Source organism: Paenibacillus sp. 01T424 (genome assembly GCF_056398745.1).
Genome location: NZ_JBFTPZ010000012.1, coordinates 107558 through 126986, shown reverse-complemented (window position 1 = coordinate 126986; position 19429 = coordinate 107558). Strand labels below are relative to the sequence as shown.

General features: G+C 43.3%; 16 protein-coding genes. 3 read left to right on the top strand and 13 right to left on the bottom strand.

The window, feature by feature from the left end:
• Positions 1-54 precede the first annotated feature (54 nt).
• Positions 55-1374, bottom strand: coding sequence for an ABC transporter substrate-binding protein (locus tag AC1DPK_RS12225; protein ID WP_477510492.1), 1320 nt, complete (start codon positions 1372-1374; stop codon positions 55-57).
• Between the two features lie 58 nt (positions 1375-1432).
• A complete protein-coding gene (locus AC1DPK_RS12220) occupies positions 1433-3526 on the bottom strand; it encodes an amylo-alpha-1,6-glucosidase (protein WP_477510491.1) in 2094 nt (697 codons plus the stop codon).
• Positions 3527-3782: 256 nt separating this feature from the next.
• Between AC1DPK_RS12220 and AC1DPK_RS12215 the strand changes: the two genes are divergently transcribed.
• Positions 3783-4793 carry a LacI family DNA-binding transcriptional regulator gene (locus AC1DPK_RS12215; protein WP_477510490.1) on the top strand — a complete coding sequence of 337 codons (1011 nt, stop codon included), beginning with the start codon at positions 3783-3785 and terminating at the stop codon, positions 4791-4793.
• A gap of 101 nt (positions 4794-4894) precedes the next feature.
• On the opposite strand, the gene AC1DPK_RS12210 is transcribed toward AC1DPK_RS12215, so the two are convergent.
• From AC1DPK_RS12210 to AC1DPK_RS12170, 9 genes are all read right to left on the bottom strand, one after another.
• A complete protein-coding gene (locus AC1DPK_RS12210) occupies positions 4895-5728 on the bottom strand; it encodes a class I SAM-dependent methyltransferase (protein WP_477510500.1) in 834 nt (277 codons plus the stop codon).
• 7 nt (positions 5729-5735) lie between these two features.
• Complete coding sequence (locus AC1DPK_RS12205) at positions 5736-6560, bottom strand: polysaccharide deacetylase family protein (RefSeq protein WP_477510489.1); 825 nt, start codon at positions 6558-6560, stop codon at positions 5736-5738.
• 110 nt (positions 6561-6670) lie between these two features.
• On the bottom strand, positions 6671-7543 hold the full coding sequence (locus tag AC1DPK_RS12200) for a glycerophosphodiester phosphodiesterase (RefSeq protein ID WP_477510488.1): 873 nt from the start codon (positions 7541-7543) through the stop codon (positions 6671-6673).
• A gap of 267 nt (positions 7544-7810) precedes the next feature.
• Entirely contained in the window at positions 7811-8536 is a 726-nt protein-coding gene (locus AC1DPK_RS12195; protein WP_477510487.1) for an ABC transporter ATP-binding protein, read from the bottom strand.
• Entirely contained in the window at positions 8536-9708 is a 1173-nt protein-coding gene (locus AC1DPK_RS12190; RefSeq protein ID WP_477510486.1) for an ABC transporter permease, read from the bottom strand. The genes AC1DPK_RS12195 and AC1DPK_RS12190 overlap by 1 nt, the downstream gene beginning before the upstream one ends.
• 105 nt (positions 9709-9813) lie before the next feature.
• Complete coding sequence (locus AC1DPK_RS12185) at positions 9814-10101, bottom strand: hypothetical protein (RefSeq protein ID WP_076271489.1); 288 nt, start codon at positions 10099-10101, stop codon at positions 9814-9816.
• A 65-nt stretch (positions 10102-10166) separates the two neighbouring features.
• Positions 10167-11312, bottom strand: coding sequence for a DEAD/DEAH box helicase (locus tag AC1DPK_RS12180; protein WP_477510485.1), 1146 nt, complete (start codon positions 11310-11312; stop codon positions 10167-10169).
• A gap of 173 nt (positions 11313-11485) precedes the next feature.
• A complete protein-coding gene (locus AC1DPK_RS12175; RefSeq protein ID WP_441884164.1) occupies positions 11486-11962 on the bottom strand; it encodes a GNAT family N-acetyltransferase in 477 nt (158 codons plus the stop codon).
• A 209-nt stretch (positions 11963-12171) separates the two neighbouring features.
• Entirely contained in the window at positions 12172-12294 is a 123-nt protein-coding gene (locus tag AC1DPK_RS12170) for a hypothetical protein (RefSeq protein ID WP_256711082.1), read from the bottom strand.
• Between the two features lie 261 nt (positions 12295-12555).
• On the opposite strand from AC1DPK_RS12170, the gene AC1DPK_RS12165 reads away from it, so the two are divergent.
• Positions 12556-13098, top strand: a complete 543-nt coding sequence (locus tag AC1DPK_RS12165) for a DUF6022 family protein (RefSeq protein ID WP_477510484.1) — start codon at positions 12556-12558, stop codon at positions 13096-13098.
• A 161-nt stretch (positions 13099-13259) separates the two neighbouring features.
• Here the strand turns inward: AC1DPK_RS12165 and AC1DPK_RS12160 are convergent, their stop codons facing one another.
• Entirely contained in the window at positions 13260-13913 is a 654-nt protein-coding gene (locus AC1DPK_RS12160; protein ID WP_430060975.1) for a M48 family metallopeptidase, read from the bottom strand.
• Positions 13914-14374: 461 nt separating this feature from the next.
• Between AC1DPK_RS12160 and AC1DPK_RS12155 the strand changes: the two genes are divergently transcribed.
• On the top strand, positions 14375-18640 hold the full coding sequence (locus tag AC1DPK_RS12155; protein WP_477510483.1) for a glycosyl hydrolase family 18 protein: 4266 nt from the start codon (positions 14375-14377) through the stop codon (positions 18638-18640).
• Between the two features lie 59 nt (positions 18641-18699).
• On the opposite strand, the gene AC1DPK_RS12150 is transcribed toward AC1DPK_RS12155, so the two are convergent.
• Positions 18700-19257, bottom strand: a complete 558-nt coding sequence (locus AC1DPK_RS12150; RefSeq protein WP_477510482.1) for a GNAT family N-acetyltransferase — start codon at positions 19255-19257, stop codon at positions 18700-18702.
• Positions 19258-19429: the final 172 nt, after the last annotated feature.

Genomic DNA, 19429 nt, shown 5'->3' with positions numbered 1-19429 from the left:
CAAAATCAGAGATTGAAGGAGGGAGCGTCTTGCGCTCTCCCTCCTTCACCTCGCTTACTTCGCTGCTGCGATTTCCTTATTCGCAACCGTTTCTGCTTTCTTCATTGCATCTTCAAGCTTCGAATTACCCATAAATGTATCAACGAATTGGTTGTTGAAGTTGCTCATGATTGTAGGAAGTGTGGAGCCTGCTTGCCAAGGCGTTGCATAAGAAGCGCCTGCTACAATTGCACTGCGAAGCTCATCTTTATCGTAGCCAAGCTCTTGTGATACCGATTTACGAGTTGGAAGCGCGAAACCTTTGCTCGTCCACGTTTTCATTCCTTCTTTACCAGTCAAGAAGGAGATCAACTGCCAAGCTGCTTCTTTTTTCTTCGATTCCTTGTTCATTACATAAGCAACAGTGAAAGCCATAGTGCCTTGTTTGCCATTTACAGTTGGAAGCTCAGCTGTGCCGTAATCTAGATCCTTGTAGTTGGATTCCAAGAATGGAATTGCCCAGTTTCCTTCGAATACGATGGAAGCTTTGCCTTGACCGAACATTTCGCCACCCCAGCCAGCGCCTACTTCTTTTGGCTCGCCGGATGATTTGTCTACATTGTGCATATCCGTTACAAGCTGCAAACCTTTAAGAGCATCTGGAGCCGCGAATGCAGCATTGCCATTCTCATCTGCAACTTTGCCGCCGAATGCTTGAATCATGAACATTTGACGTGCAAGCTCAGGCGCAACACCAAAGCCGAAGCGAACCGTTTTGTCGCCTTCTTTTTTAGTAAGCTTAACTGCAGCTTCTTTCAGCTCATCCCAAGTTGTTGGGGGAGCAGTAATTCCTGCTTCTGCAAAGTCTTTTTTGTTGTAGAACATTGCAAGCGTAGAGAAATCTTTAGGGAAACCGTAGGAAACGCCATCTTGTTTGAAAGCGTCAACCATCGGCTGTTCAAAGTCTGCAACATCAAATTCTGGTGTCACATAGCTATCAAGCGGCTCTAGAACATTACGCTCAATGAGTGCAGGTGCTTCGAATGCATCCAGGTAGAAGACGTCTGGGCCTTCACCGCCAATAAGTCTTGTTTTGATAACATCCATGTATTGATCGGCAATTACTTCATAATTAACCTTTACATTTGGATATTTTGCTTCAAATTCCTTCAACGTTTGGTTTAGCAAATCCTGCTCTTCTGGACTTGCTCCCCAACCTGCAAGTGTAACGGTTACCTTCTCAGCGGCTGGCTCTTTTGTCGCCTCTTGTTCTGTACCGCCGTTCGTTGCTGTATTACCTGTGTTTTTGTTGCCTTCATTGCCCTTGCCACAAGCCGTTAACATAAGAACAACTACCAGCATTAAAGATAAAATTGAAACCCCTGTTTTCTTCATCTTACATACAACCTCCTTAGTAATATGAACTTTGTATATAAAGCATAAAGCGTGAAACCTATGAAATGAGAAGCTCATATCCTGTCAGATTAGACAGTATTTCCACCTCTGGGCCATTGATACCGCGAGTGACGCGCAGGCTTAGAGCACCGCTGCCAATTTGCATTTGCTCTACCAGAAGCTCGTTCATCCCTTGAAGCAAAGATGGCTTAATTGTAATCTGCTTCGTTAGAGCGTTAGGCTGAAGCCCAAGCAAGGCTTGCACAAATGTGAGCGGCGTCCCTGCTGCCCATGCCTGCGGAGAGCAAGCAACGGGGTAAGGAACTGGCGCACCGAGCGAATCATCATACCCGCAGAACAGCTCAGGCAATCTGTAATACTCAAACTTTGCTGCTGCATCCAATAGTCCTTGCATGACGGTAATCGCTTCTTCTTGGAAGCCTAAATAGCTAAGACCAAGCAAACAAACGGAGTTGTCATGCGGCCATATGCTTCCGTCATGGTAGCTCATCGGGTTGTAGCCGGCTGCTCCCGTACTCATCGTACGAATGCCGTAACCACCGAACATGTCAGGAGCAACCAGTCTTTTCGCAACAGCACTTGCACGCTCAGGAGAAGCAATGCCCGACATTAGAATATGTCCTGAATTCGAAGTGACGGAATCTACGCGCTTCTTATCCTTATCAAGCGCAATCGCGTAAAACTGCTCATCCTCCATCCAGAAGTCGCGCTCAAAGCGAACTCTAAGCTGTTCTGCATCTTGCTCCATGCCAGCGGCTTGTTCCTCGTGGCCTAAGCTCTTGAATATAGGGGCAAGCCTTGTAAGCGCTTGGTAAACATAACCTTGAACCTCGACGAGCGCGATTGGAGCCTCTGCATAATCGCCGTTGCGGTGAACAACGGAATCCGCAGAATCTTTCCACCCCTGATTGGCAATCCCTTTAGAAGATTTCTGATAGTACTCCACAAAGGAATCATCGTCGCAGTCACCATATTCCTTCACCCAAGCGAGTGCTGCATTAAGATGAGGCATTAGCTCTTTAACAAACTGAGCATCTCCGGTCCAGTGATAATACTCGGCAGCTAATAGAAGGAATAGCGGCGTCGCATCAATCGTGCCGTAATACGGCGTAAATGGAACCTGATTTGTGCTTGCTAGTTCGCCATACCGAATTTCATGCATCACTTTACCTGGCTGCTCATCGCGCCACTCATCTTCATTCTGGCCTTGATAAGCGGCCATCGTGAGCAGCGTTCCCTTAGCAATTTGCGGGTTTAAGGATAACATCTGCAGCGCAGTAATTAAACTATCACGGCCAAATGGCACCGAGAACCAAGGCAAGCCTGCCACTGGGAATGCTCCATATCCGATATCCGTAAGCAGAACTCTTAAGTCTTGCACTCCGCGATGATGCAGCTTGTTAAATAGCGGTACATCCGTTTGGATGGATGTGGATGAACCATTCCAATCCGCATACGATTGTCTAAGCTTAACCATCGCTTCCGCCGGATCGTGCTGCTGCGGCTCATTGCCGTCAATGATTGGCGCAAAATAGAAAGCGATTGCATGGCTTTCCCGATGGTTCAGTTCCACATCGAAATGGAGCTCGCCTGTCTCGCCTATGCGACTTTCATTTGTATCCCATTTAATCTTCGTTTCACGGCGTACATCGTCAGCTCCAAGATAGCCAATTACTCTTTCCCGTTGGCCGCTTTTCTCTGCCGTCTTTCTTCCCAAATCGCCGTGCTGAAAGCCGCGAACGACAAACATATCTGCAAAATCCGCATCCAATAACACGGAGAAATCAAATTTAATGGCTTTAGGATAATAGCTGGTGAGCTTGAACGTCTCATACAATGCTCCATCATAAATGAAGCGTGTACGTTCAATTTCTACGGACTCACGCCACAAGATAAGCTCGCCCTTCTCTTCCATATGTGGATTGGTAAGGCGAATCGTAGAAATATAATTCTCATCCGCTGCTGAAGACAGCAGTATCGGCTTCTGACCGTTGATTCGGATTTCCATCCTGCTTATGAACCGGGTATCTTTTGTGTAAAGACCCTGACCTGAAACATCACCTTCCGGAATATCTCCATTCCGGTCCGTCATGAGGAATAGATCGTTTTCTTTGATGACTCGATAATCCAAGTGTTTCCCTCATTTCTTCTTGTAATAGCTTTTTTATTCCCTTAAATCAAACAAACATTCGTTTATCCGAAACGTTTCGGAAAAGAGGCAAAAAAATATGCTTACTCATTTTCGACGAAGCAATCTAACTTTCCAAAACGTTTCGGATAAGTTATAATCGAATTATAGATCATGATGAAAGCATTTACAAGAGTCAATTTATTTTTTAATTTTTATCATAATACATTACATGTTTTCAACATTTCGGAGGTATTGTATGGTTACGATTAAAGATATAGCTAAAGCTGCTAGTGTATCTGTTACTACAGTATCGCGTGCCTTGAACGGCTATGACGACGTTAACGAGGGCACTCGGCTCAAAATTAAGACTATAGCAGACCAGCTCGGTTATAGCCCTAATATGGCTGCAAGGTCGCTCATATCGAAAAAAACAAAGACACTTGGCCTCCTTCTCTCCAATGTTACAAGAGACAGCTCCAAAGACAATATCGCTTTCGAAGTCCTTTGCGGAATAAATGACCGTTCAGGCGAACTCGATTATGACCTTGTCCTATTCAGTACAACACCTCAGAAACAAAAGGTAAAATCATATAAAACATTATGCCAGGAACGAGGCGTAGACGGGGTTATCATCATGGGTATTCGATTAGACGATCCTTATTTGGAGGAAATCGTATCGTCTGATATTCCATGCGTCCTTATTGATATCACTCTCCAAGGTCCTAACGTTGGATACGTTACTTCGGATAATACAACGGGTGCTCTTGCGGCAACCAACCATCTGCTCGAATCGGGACATCGCCATATCGCCATGATAAACGGCCATGAGCAAGCAGCTGTAAGCCTGCTTAGGCTAGAGGGCTACCGTCAAGCACTGCAAAGCAGCAGTGTTCCCTTTGATGAAACACTTGTGCTGAATGGTTCATTTTCCGAGCATGGCGGAAGAGAGGCCGCACGCCAACTATTGTCCAGCCGTCCTGAAGTGACTGCTATATTTTGCTCAAGCGACTTAATGGCTCTCGGGGCTTTGCAGGGCGTTAAGGATATGGGGAAAAAGGTACCTGATGATATATCGATCATCGGCTTCGACAACATTGATTTGACGGCTTATTGCACACCCGCGCTTACTACCGTTCACCAGCATAAATACGAGTTAGGCTCCCAAGCGGCGCAAATTCTTATTGAAATGCTCGAAGGTAAAGAAATCATTCACCATGTCATGCTGGGTACAGAACTTATGATTAGAGACAGCGTACGCAGTATTTAATATGTGCTTTGACACGAGAGTGGCAAACAAAGTACATAGTCAAGCAGCAATAACCCAAGTCTACTTACCTTGGGTTACTGTTGTCTTTGAGCAGACTATATTTAGTTCTCAGCCGTTACCGCAAAATAAACTGGAAACACCCCCATTTTCATCCATTCTTTATGGGTGTGCACCTTCATGTCTCGAAATCCTGCAGCAGCCAGCTTCTCTTTCAAATCCTTTGCGGTCAAAAAATTCGCTTGCGCGCGGTTAAACTCCTTAGCCTTACTGCTTAAATGAAAAAACTTATGTATTGCAAATTTCAAACTTTTTTTATTCAATATAGCTCTTCGCGCAAATAAATAATCCAAAATATATCCCGAACCATGTACGAGAAAAAACACCCTTCCTCGCGGGGACAATACACGAAAAACCTCCTGCAGCACCTGCTCCACATGAAGATATTGCAGCGCTACTCTACAAACGACAAAATCAACTGAATGGTTTGCAAGCGGGATATGGTGCGCATCTGCTACTGTTGTGACTACTTTGTTAGAAGCTTCACTTCTGTGGAGCAGTGCTTCTAGAAGACCGATCTGGTGCGCATCCGAGTCGATTCCATATATAATATCCGGCTCGTTCTGAAGTAAAGAGAATACGGTAGCCCCTCCCCCGCAGCACAAGTCCAGCATTTTCTTTCGATTTTTGGCCTCTGCGATAAGAAGGTGGTCAAAGGAATCGGGATCATAAAGCTGCCTGTAATATTCATAACAAGCGTAACCAAATGATTTTTCCACAAGCTTAAGATCTTCGGATACAATGCCGTTCATAAGGAGCATATTCACTTCTTCTGCCGATGGTTTCTGTATCTTTACCCTTCTAATCCCCATTTCTCTGCAAAATAAATAAGCGACACCATCCAATAAACGCCGGTTAGACAGAATCTCCGTTTTCATGGTCACGCTAATGTATCCCCCCGATTTGAGGATCATATTTACTTATGGACATACAGTTGAAATCCGACAATAATTGTTTTATTTTTGCGTATGTATCCCTTAATCCGTAGTATCTTCGAATGCCATTTGACCAAGAGGTGTTAAAAATTTGCGGTTGATCGTAGTCTAAATCATAGGGATGGATATAATAAACGAAATAATCTTTATCGCCTATAATTTTTCGTGCTCCGCTATAAAAAAAACGATAAGGATAAATTCGAAAATACCCTCCGCCGCCCCATGGAATATTAACGCCGCCTAAGCGAAAAGCAGGCAACGGCACTTCCCAAAGATGATCTTTTATTTTAAAAGAATGCGCAACTTTCGAGGACAAATTAAACTTGGAATATAGGTTATTTGGTGTATTCGGACTAATACTAGAATCGTAAGCGAATCCTTCTTCTATTAAAATATCAAGTCCCCAATCTGTCATAGAAAAACAGGGGGCACGATACCCACTCACCTTTGAACCGATCAAATGCTCTAAAATATCTTTTGACAGCCTAATATCCGCTTTAAATTCTAGTTTTGATTGATTATAAACGAGACGATGGGAATAGCCGTGTGATGCAATTTCATGACCTCTTCGATATATTTCTTTCACCAAATCAGGCCTTTTCTCAGCGATCCAGCCTAGGACAAAAAAAGTGCCCGTCGCCTCATATTCGTCCAGAAGGTCCAATATTTGATGAACGGGCTGCTCAAGCCTTAATTCGCAGTCAGCCCATTCGGAAAGAGACAGGTTCGGACTGCAAAACCAATCCTCTACATCGACAGTAAAAGCCATTTTCATGACCATCCCACCCTTCTCCCCCTATTATTCATCAAACCTCACATTATGGCAACATTTGTATTTGATTGAATAATTTTGTATAGAAGGAAGTAGAGTTTCTCGTATATTCCTTACCCCGGAAAATCGGTAATAACCCCATCCACTCCGAGCTTTTTCATCCGTATCATATCTTGCTCAGACTGTATCGTCCACGCCATGACCTTCCGGTTGCGATGATGAATTTGCTCTACGATCTTCTCGTCAAGCAATTCATGATTGTAATGAATGTAATCCGCGAAAGAAACAAGTTCATCCAGCGTCTTCTCTGACAGAGGATGCTGATCCTCCTGAATAAGCGCAGCAATTGGGATGTCCGGCAGCAGGGAGTGAATTAGACGGGTCGATTGAAAGTTATAGGATTGAATAATGATACCCACGCTATTTTTCACATGTTCAACCGCTGTAAAATTTCGGCCCTCCTCTAAGCCATTAACTTGGAGCAAAAGCTCATAACGACGTACGACCTCAGCCACCTTCTCTTCCACGCCAGGATAAAGTTTTGATTCTTTAATCTCGATGAGCATGCCTAGCTTTCCAGCAAAACGGTGCATAACTTCTTCGAATGAAACGATCTTCTCATCCGTTTCGTCTGTTTTTTCATCATGCTTGGCATCCATATTTTCAAGTTCATTTAATGTATAATCGTCCACAGCGCCTGTACATTGCGTCGTTCTATCCACCGTATCATCGTGAATGACTACTAGTTCACCGTCTTTGCTCAGCTGTACATCAAATTCGATAAAATCAGTACCTAGACGCTCCGCTTGCTCGAAGGCGGCCATCGTATTCTCAGGAGCATCACCAGAAGCCCCGCGATGTGCGATAATTAAAAAACCTTCAGGGGTATTCGGATTAGAAGCAGATACGATTAACGTCATGCAGCAAAGCATGAGCAATAGCAAACCAATACTGCGCCAAACCCGTGATGTTTTCCATTTGCCCATCGTCTCATCTCCTTCTGTATGAACTCTCAACCTGACTACATGCATATCCAATATTAGCTGCAGCAGGGTCTTACTTTATTAAACATGCAAAGTATGAACTGAAACGCATTTCCCCAAAACAGCTGCTGCCAATGAACTCACACTCCGTCTTCCTCATGGGGAATTTCAGAAAAAAAAGGATGTCCCTAAAGGTCATAGACCTTCAGAGACATCCCATCTAAGCTTGATGCAAGACGTGCAAGAGAACACTGCTTAATCAACCTTCATTCACCTATGTGCGACTGCATCTGGCCTATTGCTCGCAGCAGCATGATCATTTTGCTCAAAAAGCATACCGTCCTTAATCGTTACGATCCGGTCACATAAATCCAATACACGCTCGTCATGGGTGACCATAACAGCCGCCTTGCCCCTTTGCTTAACCTCAGTAGCCATGAGCTCCACTACCGCTCTACCCCGTTTAGAATCGAGGCTGGCTGTCGGCTCATCGGCTAGAATAACACCGGGATCATTCATGAATGCCCTAGCAATGGCAACCCGTTGGCGTTCTCCGCCGGATAGCTTCTCCGGATAATAATTCATCCGATGCAGCAGTCCTACTTTCTCAAGAAGCGCTTTAGCTTTCACAAGCGCTTCTTTTCCATCAGTACCTGCTAGCTTCGATACGAGCAGCAGTTGATCTATTACTCTTAAATAAGGAACAAGATTGGATGCTTGAAAAATAAAACCAAGATTTTTGACTCTAACTTCACTTAACTCGCTTGAGGATAAATTCGTAACATCCTTCTCATTAATTAAGATCCGTCCACTTGACGGTGAGAGCAGCGCCCCCGCTATGGAAAGAAAAGTACTTTTGCCCGAACCCGATGGTCCAACAACAGCGACAAACTCACCTGCTTTTACGCTTAAAGAAACCTTTTGCAGCGCCGTAACAGCCGTTTCACCTTCGCCATACACTTTATTTACATGCTCAAGAATAAGTTTTTCCTTCATTATTCAACCCTCCCAATCGCTTCAATCGCATCAACTTTTGCAATCCGATTTAAGGACAGCAACGCACCGATAATCGAGACTAGAATAAGTAAACCGGAATATTGAGACAATATATTTACACCTAACTCAAAAGGCATGCTCTCTGGCAAAATCGCACTTACGCCAAAAGTAAGTCCGATACTTATTGCAACAGCCACAATAGCCAAAAGCAATACTTGACCCACTAAATTTGCTGCCAGATAGGACGTCTTTGCTCCGATTGCCTTCAACACTCCAAATTGGCTAATTTTCTGCAGTGTAATGACATAGAAGAAAACAGCTTGTATGAAAGCGGCAATAACAATTAAGAAAGCGATCATCATCGTCAGGGAGCCTTGCTCTTCTTTAAAGCCCGGAATGCCCTGTACCGCTTCTTTTTTTGTAATAACCTCCGTATCTGCTACACTTTTTTGCAATGATTCTTTGTTTAGATTATCTGTATGAATGACAATAGCGTTATAGGAAGCTGTTTGTTTACCAAAGGATGCTTGCATCAGCTTATTAAAATTTTGGATATCCATAAATGCAACCGGCGTATGACTGAACTTCTGATTAGTGGCAAAACCGACGACCTTCCATTCAATGCCGAGCTCTTGATCACCTAGCGTATCGCCAATTTGCACGCCTTGTTCTTTTAACGAGGAGTCAACGACCACTTCATTGCTCGCCCCCATGCTTTTCCCTTCAGTAATACTAGGCATTACCTTTCCACTTGGCTCGATACCAAACAAAGCAATATCTATCTTCTTCTTGGAATCATTCCGATATACCGAAAGCATCGTTTGCCCAAGCGGTTCGGATTGTGAGAGTCCTTCTAATTGCCTGACCTCCTCCAGCTTCTCGGTACCTAGTGCGGACCGTGTCAGCTTATGCTCGGAATCCGTCTGAAGCACGAAATAATCGGCGTCCATATTTTTTAGAATGGATGCATTATCTGATGAAAGCCCATTGGCTAATCCTGAAACCATAAAGGTTAACCATGCGACCAGAACCATTATTAATCCAATTAGAAAATATCTGCCTTTCGCATATTTCAATTCGCGCAGCGCTAGAAACATGTTCAACCATCTCCATTCCTTCTCTTGATAGCTGAAGTTTACGTTTGGAATATGAACAGAGCGTGAATGGCTCATTACAATGTGAAATTAACCTCAAAATAAACAAAAAAAAGCTCAAGCCGCGATGGGCTCAAGCTTCTACTTGCCTATAATTGACGCAATGCTGGCACTTCTACTGTTCTACTTGCCGCTGTATTCCGAAGTTGCTGTATCGAGCATAGACTGCCAATTGGCAAAATCCGTTTCTCTTGCAACGTGACGATCAAATAGCTCATCCGGAATGTTCTGAACATCTTCTCTTGTTTCTACTTGAAAGTTGCCCTTCTCAAGAAACGCGCTAAAGCTTGTAAAGCTGGAATGCTTGCTCATAAACGATTCTTTAAACAAATCATCAAATGAAACATGATTTGGATCTTCCTGAATCGACTTCTGTCCTTGCAATTCCTTCAACAAATCTTCGAATGACATTGGCTTTTGCTTTCTCAGACGATCACCCCTAGGTCAATTTATTATATTTCGGCTTTCTTCGTTGCTTAACTGATCAGAACCCCATCAGGACGTTCAGTTACTACAGGTATAGTTTTGCGAATCATTTTCTCAATATCCTTCAAATAAGGAATTTCATCCACTTCGCAAAAAGAGATGGCGATTCCACTTAATCCAGCTCTGCCTGTACGGCCAATGCGATGAACATACGTTTCTGAAATATTAGGAAGGTTGAAATTAATGACATGCGAAAGCTCGTCAATATCGATACCTCTCGCCGCAATATCTGTGGCAACCAGTACTCGAGTTGCACCGCTTCTAAAATTAGTTAACGCATTTTGGCGGGCATTTTGAGACTTGTTTCCATGAATAGCCTGTGCAGAAATATTCACTTTAGTCAGTCCGCGCACTACGCGATCTGCACCATGCTTCGTCCGAGTAAATACAAGCGCCGAAGCGATGGATTTATCCTGCAGCAGGTCATTCAATAAATCTTGTTTATTACCTTTATCTACAAAATAGACAGATTGCTCTATTCGATCCACTGTTGAGGAAGCTGGAGTTATTTCCACTTTCGCCGGATTAACAAGCAGCGTTTTGACAAGCTTCGAAATTTCTGGAGGCATCGTAGCCGAGAAAAAGAGTGTTTGCTTTTTTCTTGGCATTTTGGCGATGATTCTCTTCACGTCGTGAATAAAGCCCATATCGAGCATTCGATCTGCTTCATCAAGCACTAATATTTGTACATATTGCAAATCAACAAACTTTTGATTAATAAGATCGATAAGTCTGCCTGGAGTGGCAATAATAACATCAGCGCCTTGTCGAAGTGCACGCTCCTGAACCTTCTGTGAAACGCCGCCCACGATAGCTACACTGCGCAGGTCGGTAAATTGTCCGTACGCACGCATGTTTTCTTCTATCTGGAGGGCAAGCTCTCTTGTAGGTGTCAAAATCAATGAGCGAATACGTCGCTGTGCCCCCGGTTTAGTGGGTTGGCCGCTTAATAACTGAATGATGGGTAATGCGAATGCAGCCGTTTTCCCTGTCCCTGTCTGAGCGCAGCCAAACAAATCTTTGCCCGCTAGTACGACGGGAATGGCCTGCTCCTGAATAGGCGTAGGCTTAGTGTAGTTTTCCTTGGTTAGCGCCTTCAGTATTGCAGGGCTAAAATTTAGATCATTAAAAGTCATCTTTTCTCCTTCATTTGAAGCCTTATATTCTCAATCATGCTGCTTTTATAATCGAATAGCATTTCCAAAAACCGTTCCTTTAAGACATAACAAGTAAGTATAGCATAATAAAACGATATAATCGACATAAACCTCTACCCTTGAGACAGTAGCCTATGCCCATTTTTCAACCTTTAATTAAAAGTCATCCAAACGGTATTTCCCAAAGGCTCAAAGCCTTGCTTATACCAAAAGTTCCTTGTTTTATCCAACGTATATACATACATCTTTTTATTCGGATATTTTGCTTTAACCCATTGAATAAAGGTAGCAGCGTAACCCTTGCCTTCAAATTCCTTTAAAACATCAAGTGCTTCTATAAATACAAAGTTCTTTTTGTTTTTAATCTCAATATAAAAGTCCCGCTCCAAATACTTCTCATCATCGCTAAAATAATCTTGTTCTGCTTTCTGAATCAGCTGCTTGGCGTTATCGTACTCCCAAACGACTCCGTATCCAACCATCTCGTCCTCAGCCTCGATGACGTAAATGTTTTCCGGAAGCTCTGATTTGTCCTTTTGGCTAAGCTCCCCTGCGTGATAGGCGGAGTGTATATCGCTTAACAGGTTCTGCATTTCTTGATCAAATGGTTTCGCAATAATAGTAGGCATTTTCAATCCCCTTTTTGCTACTCAAAGCATATAACGTTTCCAAACAAAAAGAAGCAGGGTATCATCTTGTACCCTGCTTCTCCTATTGATTGATTTTGTATCGTTTATTAGTCTTAGACATCTTACCATAAATGATCGAAGCCAACTAGTCGTTCTCTTTTCCAATTGTCATCTAGGCTGATTTGCCGAGCCCAATATCGATTATTCCATTAACGATTCTTTTTCCTGAAATTTTGCAGCGTATGGACAAGCTTATCTCGCGCATCCTTGTTTTTCATTAAATAAGTGACGCCAGCTCCAATTGCAGTTATCAATAGTTTTTTCTTGCTCATGGGTACTACCTCCCTGAATTCGTCTTTGTATGAATGTACCCTGTTTATTGAGTTTTTAAGCACATTATGTTTCGCATTTTCCATTTCAACTTCATTTATCGTCTTGCTATATTTTTTGAAGATTAAACCTACATGATAAGGTTTTGTTCATTGAAGACCCGTTGCTTCTAAGAAAAATACGTCAAACCTTTTCATTTGCATGAATGTTGTAAGATTGAAATGCAACTCCAAAAATCGGAGAAAATTGAAAGGGGATAACGTATGAAGCATACAAATCCATTACAAGCATTTCTTGAGGAAAGTGACGAAAGTACCATTGCTGCGATTGGAAGCTATATTACAAATCATATGAATGAAAGCTGGGAAACCATCCTTCTAAACCATCAAGATATTTTGCAAAAAGCTTACAACGAGGCAGGAGATGCTGCTTATGGAACATTTCTCAATCTGTTGTTCCTTCCTGTTCATAGGCAATTTAAAGAATCCGGTTTCCATCTCGAACCCAAACTTCCAGGCCATTTCGACCTGTYGCGGGAATGGGGAAATGCGGAGGAAACCGACCAGCAGCGTTGGATGTGGAGCACGGTTTATTCCTCCAATGACGAGGCGATAGGGACCATCGTCACCATCACATTTCACGATCATACGTTATTCCGTATTCCTCGCCAACCTCAAATCATTGCATTAAGCGTCACATCGAAAGCAGATGTAATAGCGGCACTTTCTCTCCTGTCTCCAGACTTTGAGCAAGCACTCGAGTTTACCGTTGAATACGAAAATTACCTGCGGAGCCAGCAAGGCTAGAACAGAAATAAAGCACGCTGCATCTAATGTTCATGATTTCCCTCGATTAGTGATAAAAATCATTAGTATGTATAAGAAGTAAACATAACCATTTGAAAAATAGACGATATAATAGAGATACAGCAAAAAACCTCCTTTTGACAGGAGGCCAGTTATCATGATTACAGTGTCATAGCTTGACCATGCCTTGCTAGAAACTCTTCCTTCTCTTTGTAATCCGGCATAATGCTGCCCACTCGTCTCCAGAAGGAACGATCATGATTCATATGCGTCAGATGGCAAAGCTCATGGATGACGACATAATCGATTACCTCAAGCGGAGCCATCGCCAGTCGATAATTAAAGGTTAATTTTTTACTTGAGCTGCAGCTTCCCCACTTCGTTCTTGACTCTTCGATTTCGAAGCTTTTATGTTTTACTTTCAGCTGCTCTTGATATCGTTTGATTCGTTCTCCAATGATTTTCTTACAGCTTGCAAAATAAAACTTTTTAAGATTGATTTTTAACTCCTCTTCACTCAGATCAGCTGTGTCGATCAATTCATGAAGAAAGTACTCTTTTCCAAGGTGAAGGAATTTTCCTTGCTCTTGATATTCTTTTGTCTTAGGGGTATCTCGAACCTTCGCGATCTGCTGCAATCTCTGAGTGAGCTGTTTACCATGCTGCTCCACGGCCCGCATGACATTCTCTTCCGTTGTTCCATTGGGAGCCTTCACGGTTATGAATCCCAATGAGTCCATTTGGATATATATCTTTTTTCTATTGGCATATTCAACATTAAACTCAATGATATGATTTTCAAATTCGATTTTCATAGCGACCATCATTTCTATTAGGTTATTTCTGAATCCCTTTCATTTTATCACAACTACAACAATGACCGTTCAAAATGCTTTTTTCTAGCATGCTATGGGTTTAACTCGATGTTGTTTTTAAAGATCGAGTTAAACCTCTATTTCCTGTGCGGAATATCCCATTTTTATTATATTTTTGTAAAATATTCCCCTTTTATCATCGTAATTTACCCCTTCCTTTCATGAAATCAACGTCTCATGCTAGGAATAGTTATACAAAATAAATGCAAGTTTTGCAGGAGGTGATACCAAATTATCCCCTTTTAATTCCGTGACAGTTGGTGATTGTGACTGCCAAATTCGGTCTCGGAAAAGCAAGAACCCGCCCAAAATACTCCGTAACACATTGAGAAAACAACCACACCCAGACTTGCACATGAATGCTAATGCTGCAATGTTCGACTATGAAAATTAGAGGTGATATGGTGAATATTTTTGCAAGAAAAAAAGGAATGAAGTTTGTCATTATGTTTATGTGTCTCGCACTTCTCGTTTCTCCTTTCCTTGACACAACAACAGCTTATGGGAATGAAGCAGCGTTGCCAGCATTGAACGAAGCTGCTCGAGCCGTAACGGATGCTGTCTATGAGGCAGCCCCTCCCGTCCCTCAAAACCTAACTGTTGTAACCGATTCCATCACTGCGACGAGTGCACAGCTTAAATGGGATGTTCATCCAGAGCAAGCTGACGTTGATGTATGGTACTACGTAACTCCAGACCCTGCTAATCCAACAAAAGAAGATATAAACAACTATTTAGCTACAGGGAAAGGCGGCAGTGTGGAGCTGCAAAACTTGCAGCCTAATACGACGTACAAGCTGTATACCACTTGGTACAAGAGACCTTACACGCGGGTGTTGCGAAGCAACTACGTTGAATTTACGACACTTGCCGGCGAGCCTTCCAATGAGCCGACTGGCAATCCAGGACCTAGCAACCTAAGTATTGTGAATGTTACACATAATACGGTAACCGTTACCTTTGATCCTGCGCATAAGCTAGATGATTACTGGGTTTGGAATCCGGACAATCCTCCTCTTAACAAAGATCCTTATTCCGGCTTCACACAAGTAGGAGGCAGTACGATTGGCGGATTAAAGGAAGAAACCAAATATACCTTCTTCTTAGGTCCGAACGGTACTCAATATGCTAATCTAACAGATAAACAGAAGAGCAATTCGATTACTTTCACTACGCCAAAGGATACAAGTGAATATAAAGAACCGCCATTAACGCCTCCTCAATATTTAAAGGTAAGCGATATTACATCATCCAATATTACGTTCAAATGGACAGGCAGTCCTGATGCCAACGGCTATGACTTCTATGTTAACGGTGGATGGAAAGGCGGAATATGGAATGGCTCCGACACATTCATCTATACGTTCCCAGAAGGTGGACTTACAGCAGGCAGCATCTACAAATTTATGGTTGGCGCGCAAAATGGCGCTTCCGGCAAAGATCCGGTTAACGGCCCACCTTTAGAAATCAAATGGGGCGAGCTTGCGGCGCCGCTCGATCTTCAAGTCATTACAGCCAACCGCACAACTGCTTCTCTAGGCTGGGCACCGACCCCTGGCGCAACGAGCTACGACATCTATGAAGCAGGCAAGCTTATCGGCTCCAGCGATTCCAATCGGTATGTTGCTGAGGGTTTAACAGAAGGCAAATCCTACAGCTTTACAGTTGCAGCCAAAAATGCGCTATGGAAATCAGCTGCCAGCAGCGCAGCAACGACGATTCCAGGTGCGGACTACACTAATTTCACCTATTACGGCAGCTGGTTTTCCTATGACAATAATCGTCAATACTTTCCAGAAGACATCGATGTTTCACAGCTTACACATCTCAACTACGCCTTCTCCGATATATGCTGGCGTAAAGTTGGTTCAAACGGTGTAGCTTGCCAAAATAAAGACATTCCGCTGCAAGAGAATTATGTTTTCGACGGAGAGCTTGTGCTTGGAGACCAGAAGGTCGATATTGAGCAGATTGCTGCTTTTAACAAAATTAAAAATAATAACCCTGAGCTGAAGCTGATGGCTTCCGTAGGCGGCTGGACATTCTCCAATCATTTCTCCGACATGGCTGCATCTGAGGTCACACGTCGTACGTTTGCGAATTCCGTCGTTAAATATTTGCGTACGTATAAGATGGATGGACTCGATATCGACTGGGAATATCCGGTTGAGGGCGGAGAATCGGATAATATCAATCGTCCAGAGGATAAACAAAACTTCACTCTTCTCATGCAAACCGTTCGTGCAGCGCTTGATGCAGCCGGCTCCATCGATGGCAAATATTATTTGCTCACCATCGCATCCGGTCAAGGAGATGATTTCGTAGTCAATGCTGACTTCGTAAATTCTGTTCAATACCTAGATATGATCAACATTATGAGCTATGACTATAGCGGAAGCTGGGAACTGCGGGCTTTCCATAATTCGCCTCTCTATCAAGACCCTAATAATGTAAGAGCCTCTGCGAAGCGCAACAATGTTAGAGGCGCCTTGCTTGGTCATTTGAACGGCGGCGTTCCGGCTTTTAAACTAAACATGGGTGTTCCTTATTATGGAATAGGCTGGAAGGGTTGTTCCGCAAACGGTGAATATCAAAACTGCACATCCATTCCTTATGGATCATGGGAGAGCGGTAAGTTCGATTTTGCCGAGGTTGAGAACAATATGATAGACCAAAACGGATATACCCGTTACTGGAACGAGCATTCAAAGGTCGCTTATGTTTACAATAATGAAACCGGAATGTTTATTACTTATAATGACCAAACAACAATGATGTATAGCACTTCGCTTGTCAAAACGTTGGATTTGGCTGGCGTTATGACTTGGGACATTAGCGGTGACCGCAACAAAACACTTACAACGCAGTTGATCAGTGATCTTCCGATTGACGGGAAGGTGAATGAAAACGCACTAGCTGCTCCTCAAAATGTAACAAAGCTCAGCGCGGACAAACAATCCTTTGAAATCAAATGGGATGCTGTCCAAGGGGCTGCTGGCTATGAAGTATTCGTGAACGCCATATTTACAGGATATACAGCGAATACGCAGTTTAAAGCAGACAAGCTGAACCTTGGATCAGACTACACCGTTACCGTGCTCAGTATCAGAAAAGACGGCAATAACATTACAGAGGTTTCTCCTGCAAGCAGTGCACTGGTTGTAAGTACAGCAGGCGTAATATCTCCAGCTCATCTCACGGTTACGAGTTCAACCTATGACGCGATTAGCGTTCAATGGACAGCTTCTCCGAAAGCAGATGGGTATGACGTTTATCTGGGTGATAAATTGGTGGAATCTACAACTGCTACAAACTACACGTTTACGCAACTGACGCACAGTACGACCTATTCCATTGGTGTAGTAGCCATTACTAAAAATGAGGATGAGATAATCGAAAAGTCCGAAATGACAAAACTAGAGGCAAAAACATTAGATTACACGGCTCCGCCAGAGTCGTCATCTGGGAACCCGCAAGCGGTCAAAGATAAAAATGAGCTTGATTCCAACGTTACGAAATCCGGCGGCAAGTGGACCGTTACGATTTTGAAAGATGCGGCTATTCAAACTATTGGAGCGGCTAGCTCCGCCGAGCTAAAAGTGACTGTCGGCAACGATGCAGCCCAAGTGGATGTCATCCTTCCTAAGGAAGTTATTGCAGCGCTTGCCAGCAAAAACGATAAGGCGAATTTGTCCATCATCTGGAACGGAGTTACCTATGTCATTCCAGCCCATGCGATTCACCTGAAATCAGATATCAAAATTTCGATTACTCCACCGACTGCGAGCGAAGCAGCTACAATTGAACAAGTGGCGAAAAAGAATGGCTATACGCTAAAAGTTTCGTCGCTTGATTTTAAGATTTTTAAGCTAATAGCTGACAACAAATATGAGGAAGTCACTGATTTTGGCCAGTCTGTTCTCACCCGTATTTATCAATTGAATGCTAAAGATATAGATACAAACCGTGCAAACGGCGTTGTTTACTTGCCTGGCACAAATGAATTCCGTCCACTCCATACGGTGTTCAAAAAAGACGATAAAGGCGGAGTTACCGCTCATCTGGTCAGCAACGGCAACAGCATCTATACCATTGTCGAATCCATCTTCAACTTCAAAGACGTGACGGCTGAATGGAACAAAAACCATATCGAGCGTGCAGCAGCCAAATTAATCGTTTTTGGACAATCGAATGAACAATTCGGAGGAAACACGATCATCACTAGGGCTGAATTTATTTCCATGATCAGCAGAGGCCTCGGCATCGTGCCAAAAGTAGAAGGCGCTCCATTTGATGATGTAGCGGCAGATTCCAAATATGCTGGAGATATTGCATTAGCTAAGGAATTAGGCATCATTACAGGCAAGAGCGAGCAGCTATTTGATCCGAACGGTACGATTACTCGCCAGGACATGGCAGTCATTTTGGCAAAAGTGATGAAGCTGATTGATCGTACGGCAGACGGTGACGCAGCATTGCTTGAGTCATTCCGTGATCAAGCTTCTATATCATCCTATGCTAAAGCTTCCGTTGCACTATTAGTTAAAGAACAAATTTTGCAAGGCGTATCCGAGACGAAATTTGATCCTCAGTCGAAAGTGACGAAAGCACAGGCAGTCGTAGCCGTGATGAGATTGCTTGATGATTTGGGATTAGCGAGCAAATAACCTTTTTAAAAAATGCAAAAGAGGGACGGCGCAGTTTGAACTGCTCCGTCCCTCTTCTATTACTGTACTGTCTGCATTTTCTCGTATAAATTAAATTCCCCCATCGCATTGGAGGATAAACCTTTATGTTCATACCCGCAGCTTAGGTAGAATGCATTGAGCTTCGGATTATTCGCAATACAGTCCAGCCGAATACGGTCTTTTCCCTCAAAATGAATACCTGATCCTGCCCAATCCACAATGGCCTCACCTAAGTTTTTGCCTGCAACCTCACGGTTAATGTTAAGTCGATGCAGATAGATGGACTGTTCATGCCCCTCTTCGCCCCATAGCTCGCGATCCCAAGCGCTTGCTTGCTGCATAAGCATGACCATTCCTGCCAATCGGTTGCCTTGCCTAAATAGGTATACTTCACCGCGTTTAATTGCCTCAGGCGTTTGATGAGAATCCTCACCCTTCAACAAGCCGCTCCACTGCGTAGAGCCTTTGCTCTTTAGCCATTTAGCTGTTTGGATGAGAAGCTGCAATACAGCTTCCGTATCCTCTGGTTTTGCTTGATATACGTTGATATCCGGTTGAATGACGCCAATATGATCCGTGCGTGTAAATATAGACATGTTGATTAACCTCCATATAATAGGTCCTTCTATTATAACTCTTCTCGTCTTATTTCAGCTATGTCAGCCCTCTTCCATGCGTCAAATCATATATTGCCGAAACTGCTAAAGCGAATCAACTTGCTCACTATAAATGCTGCCACAACTAAACCACGTGTGAGGATGTGGTTTT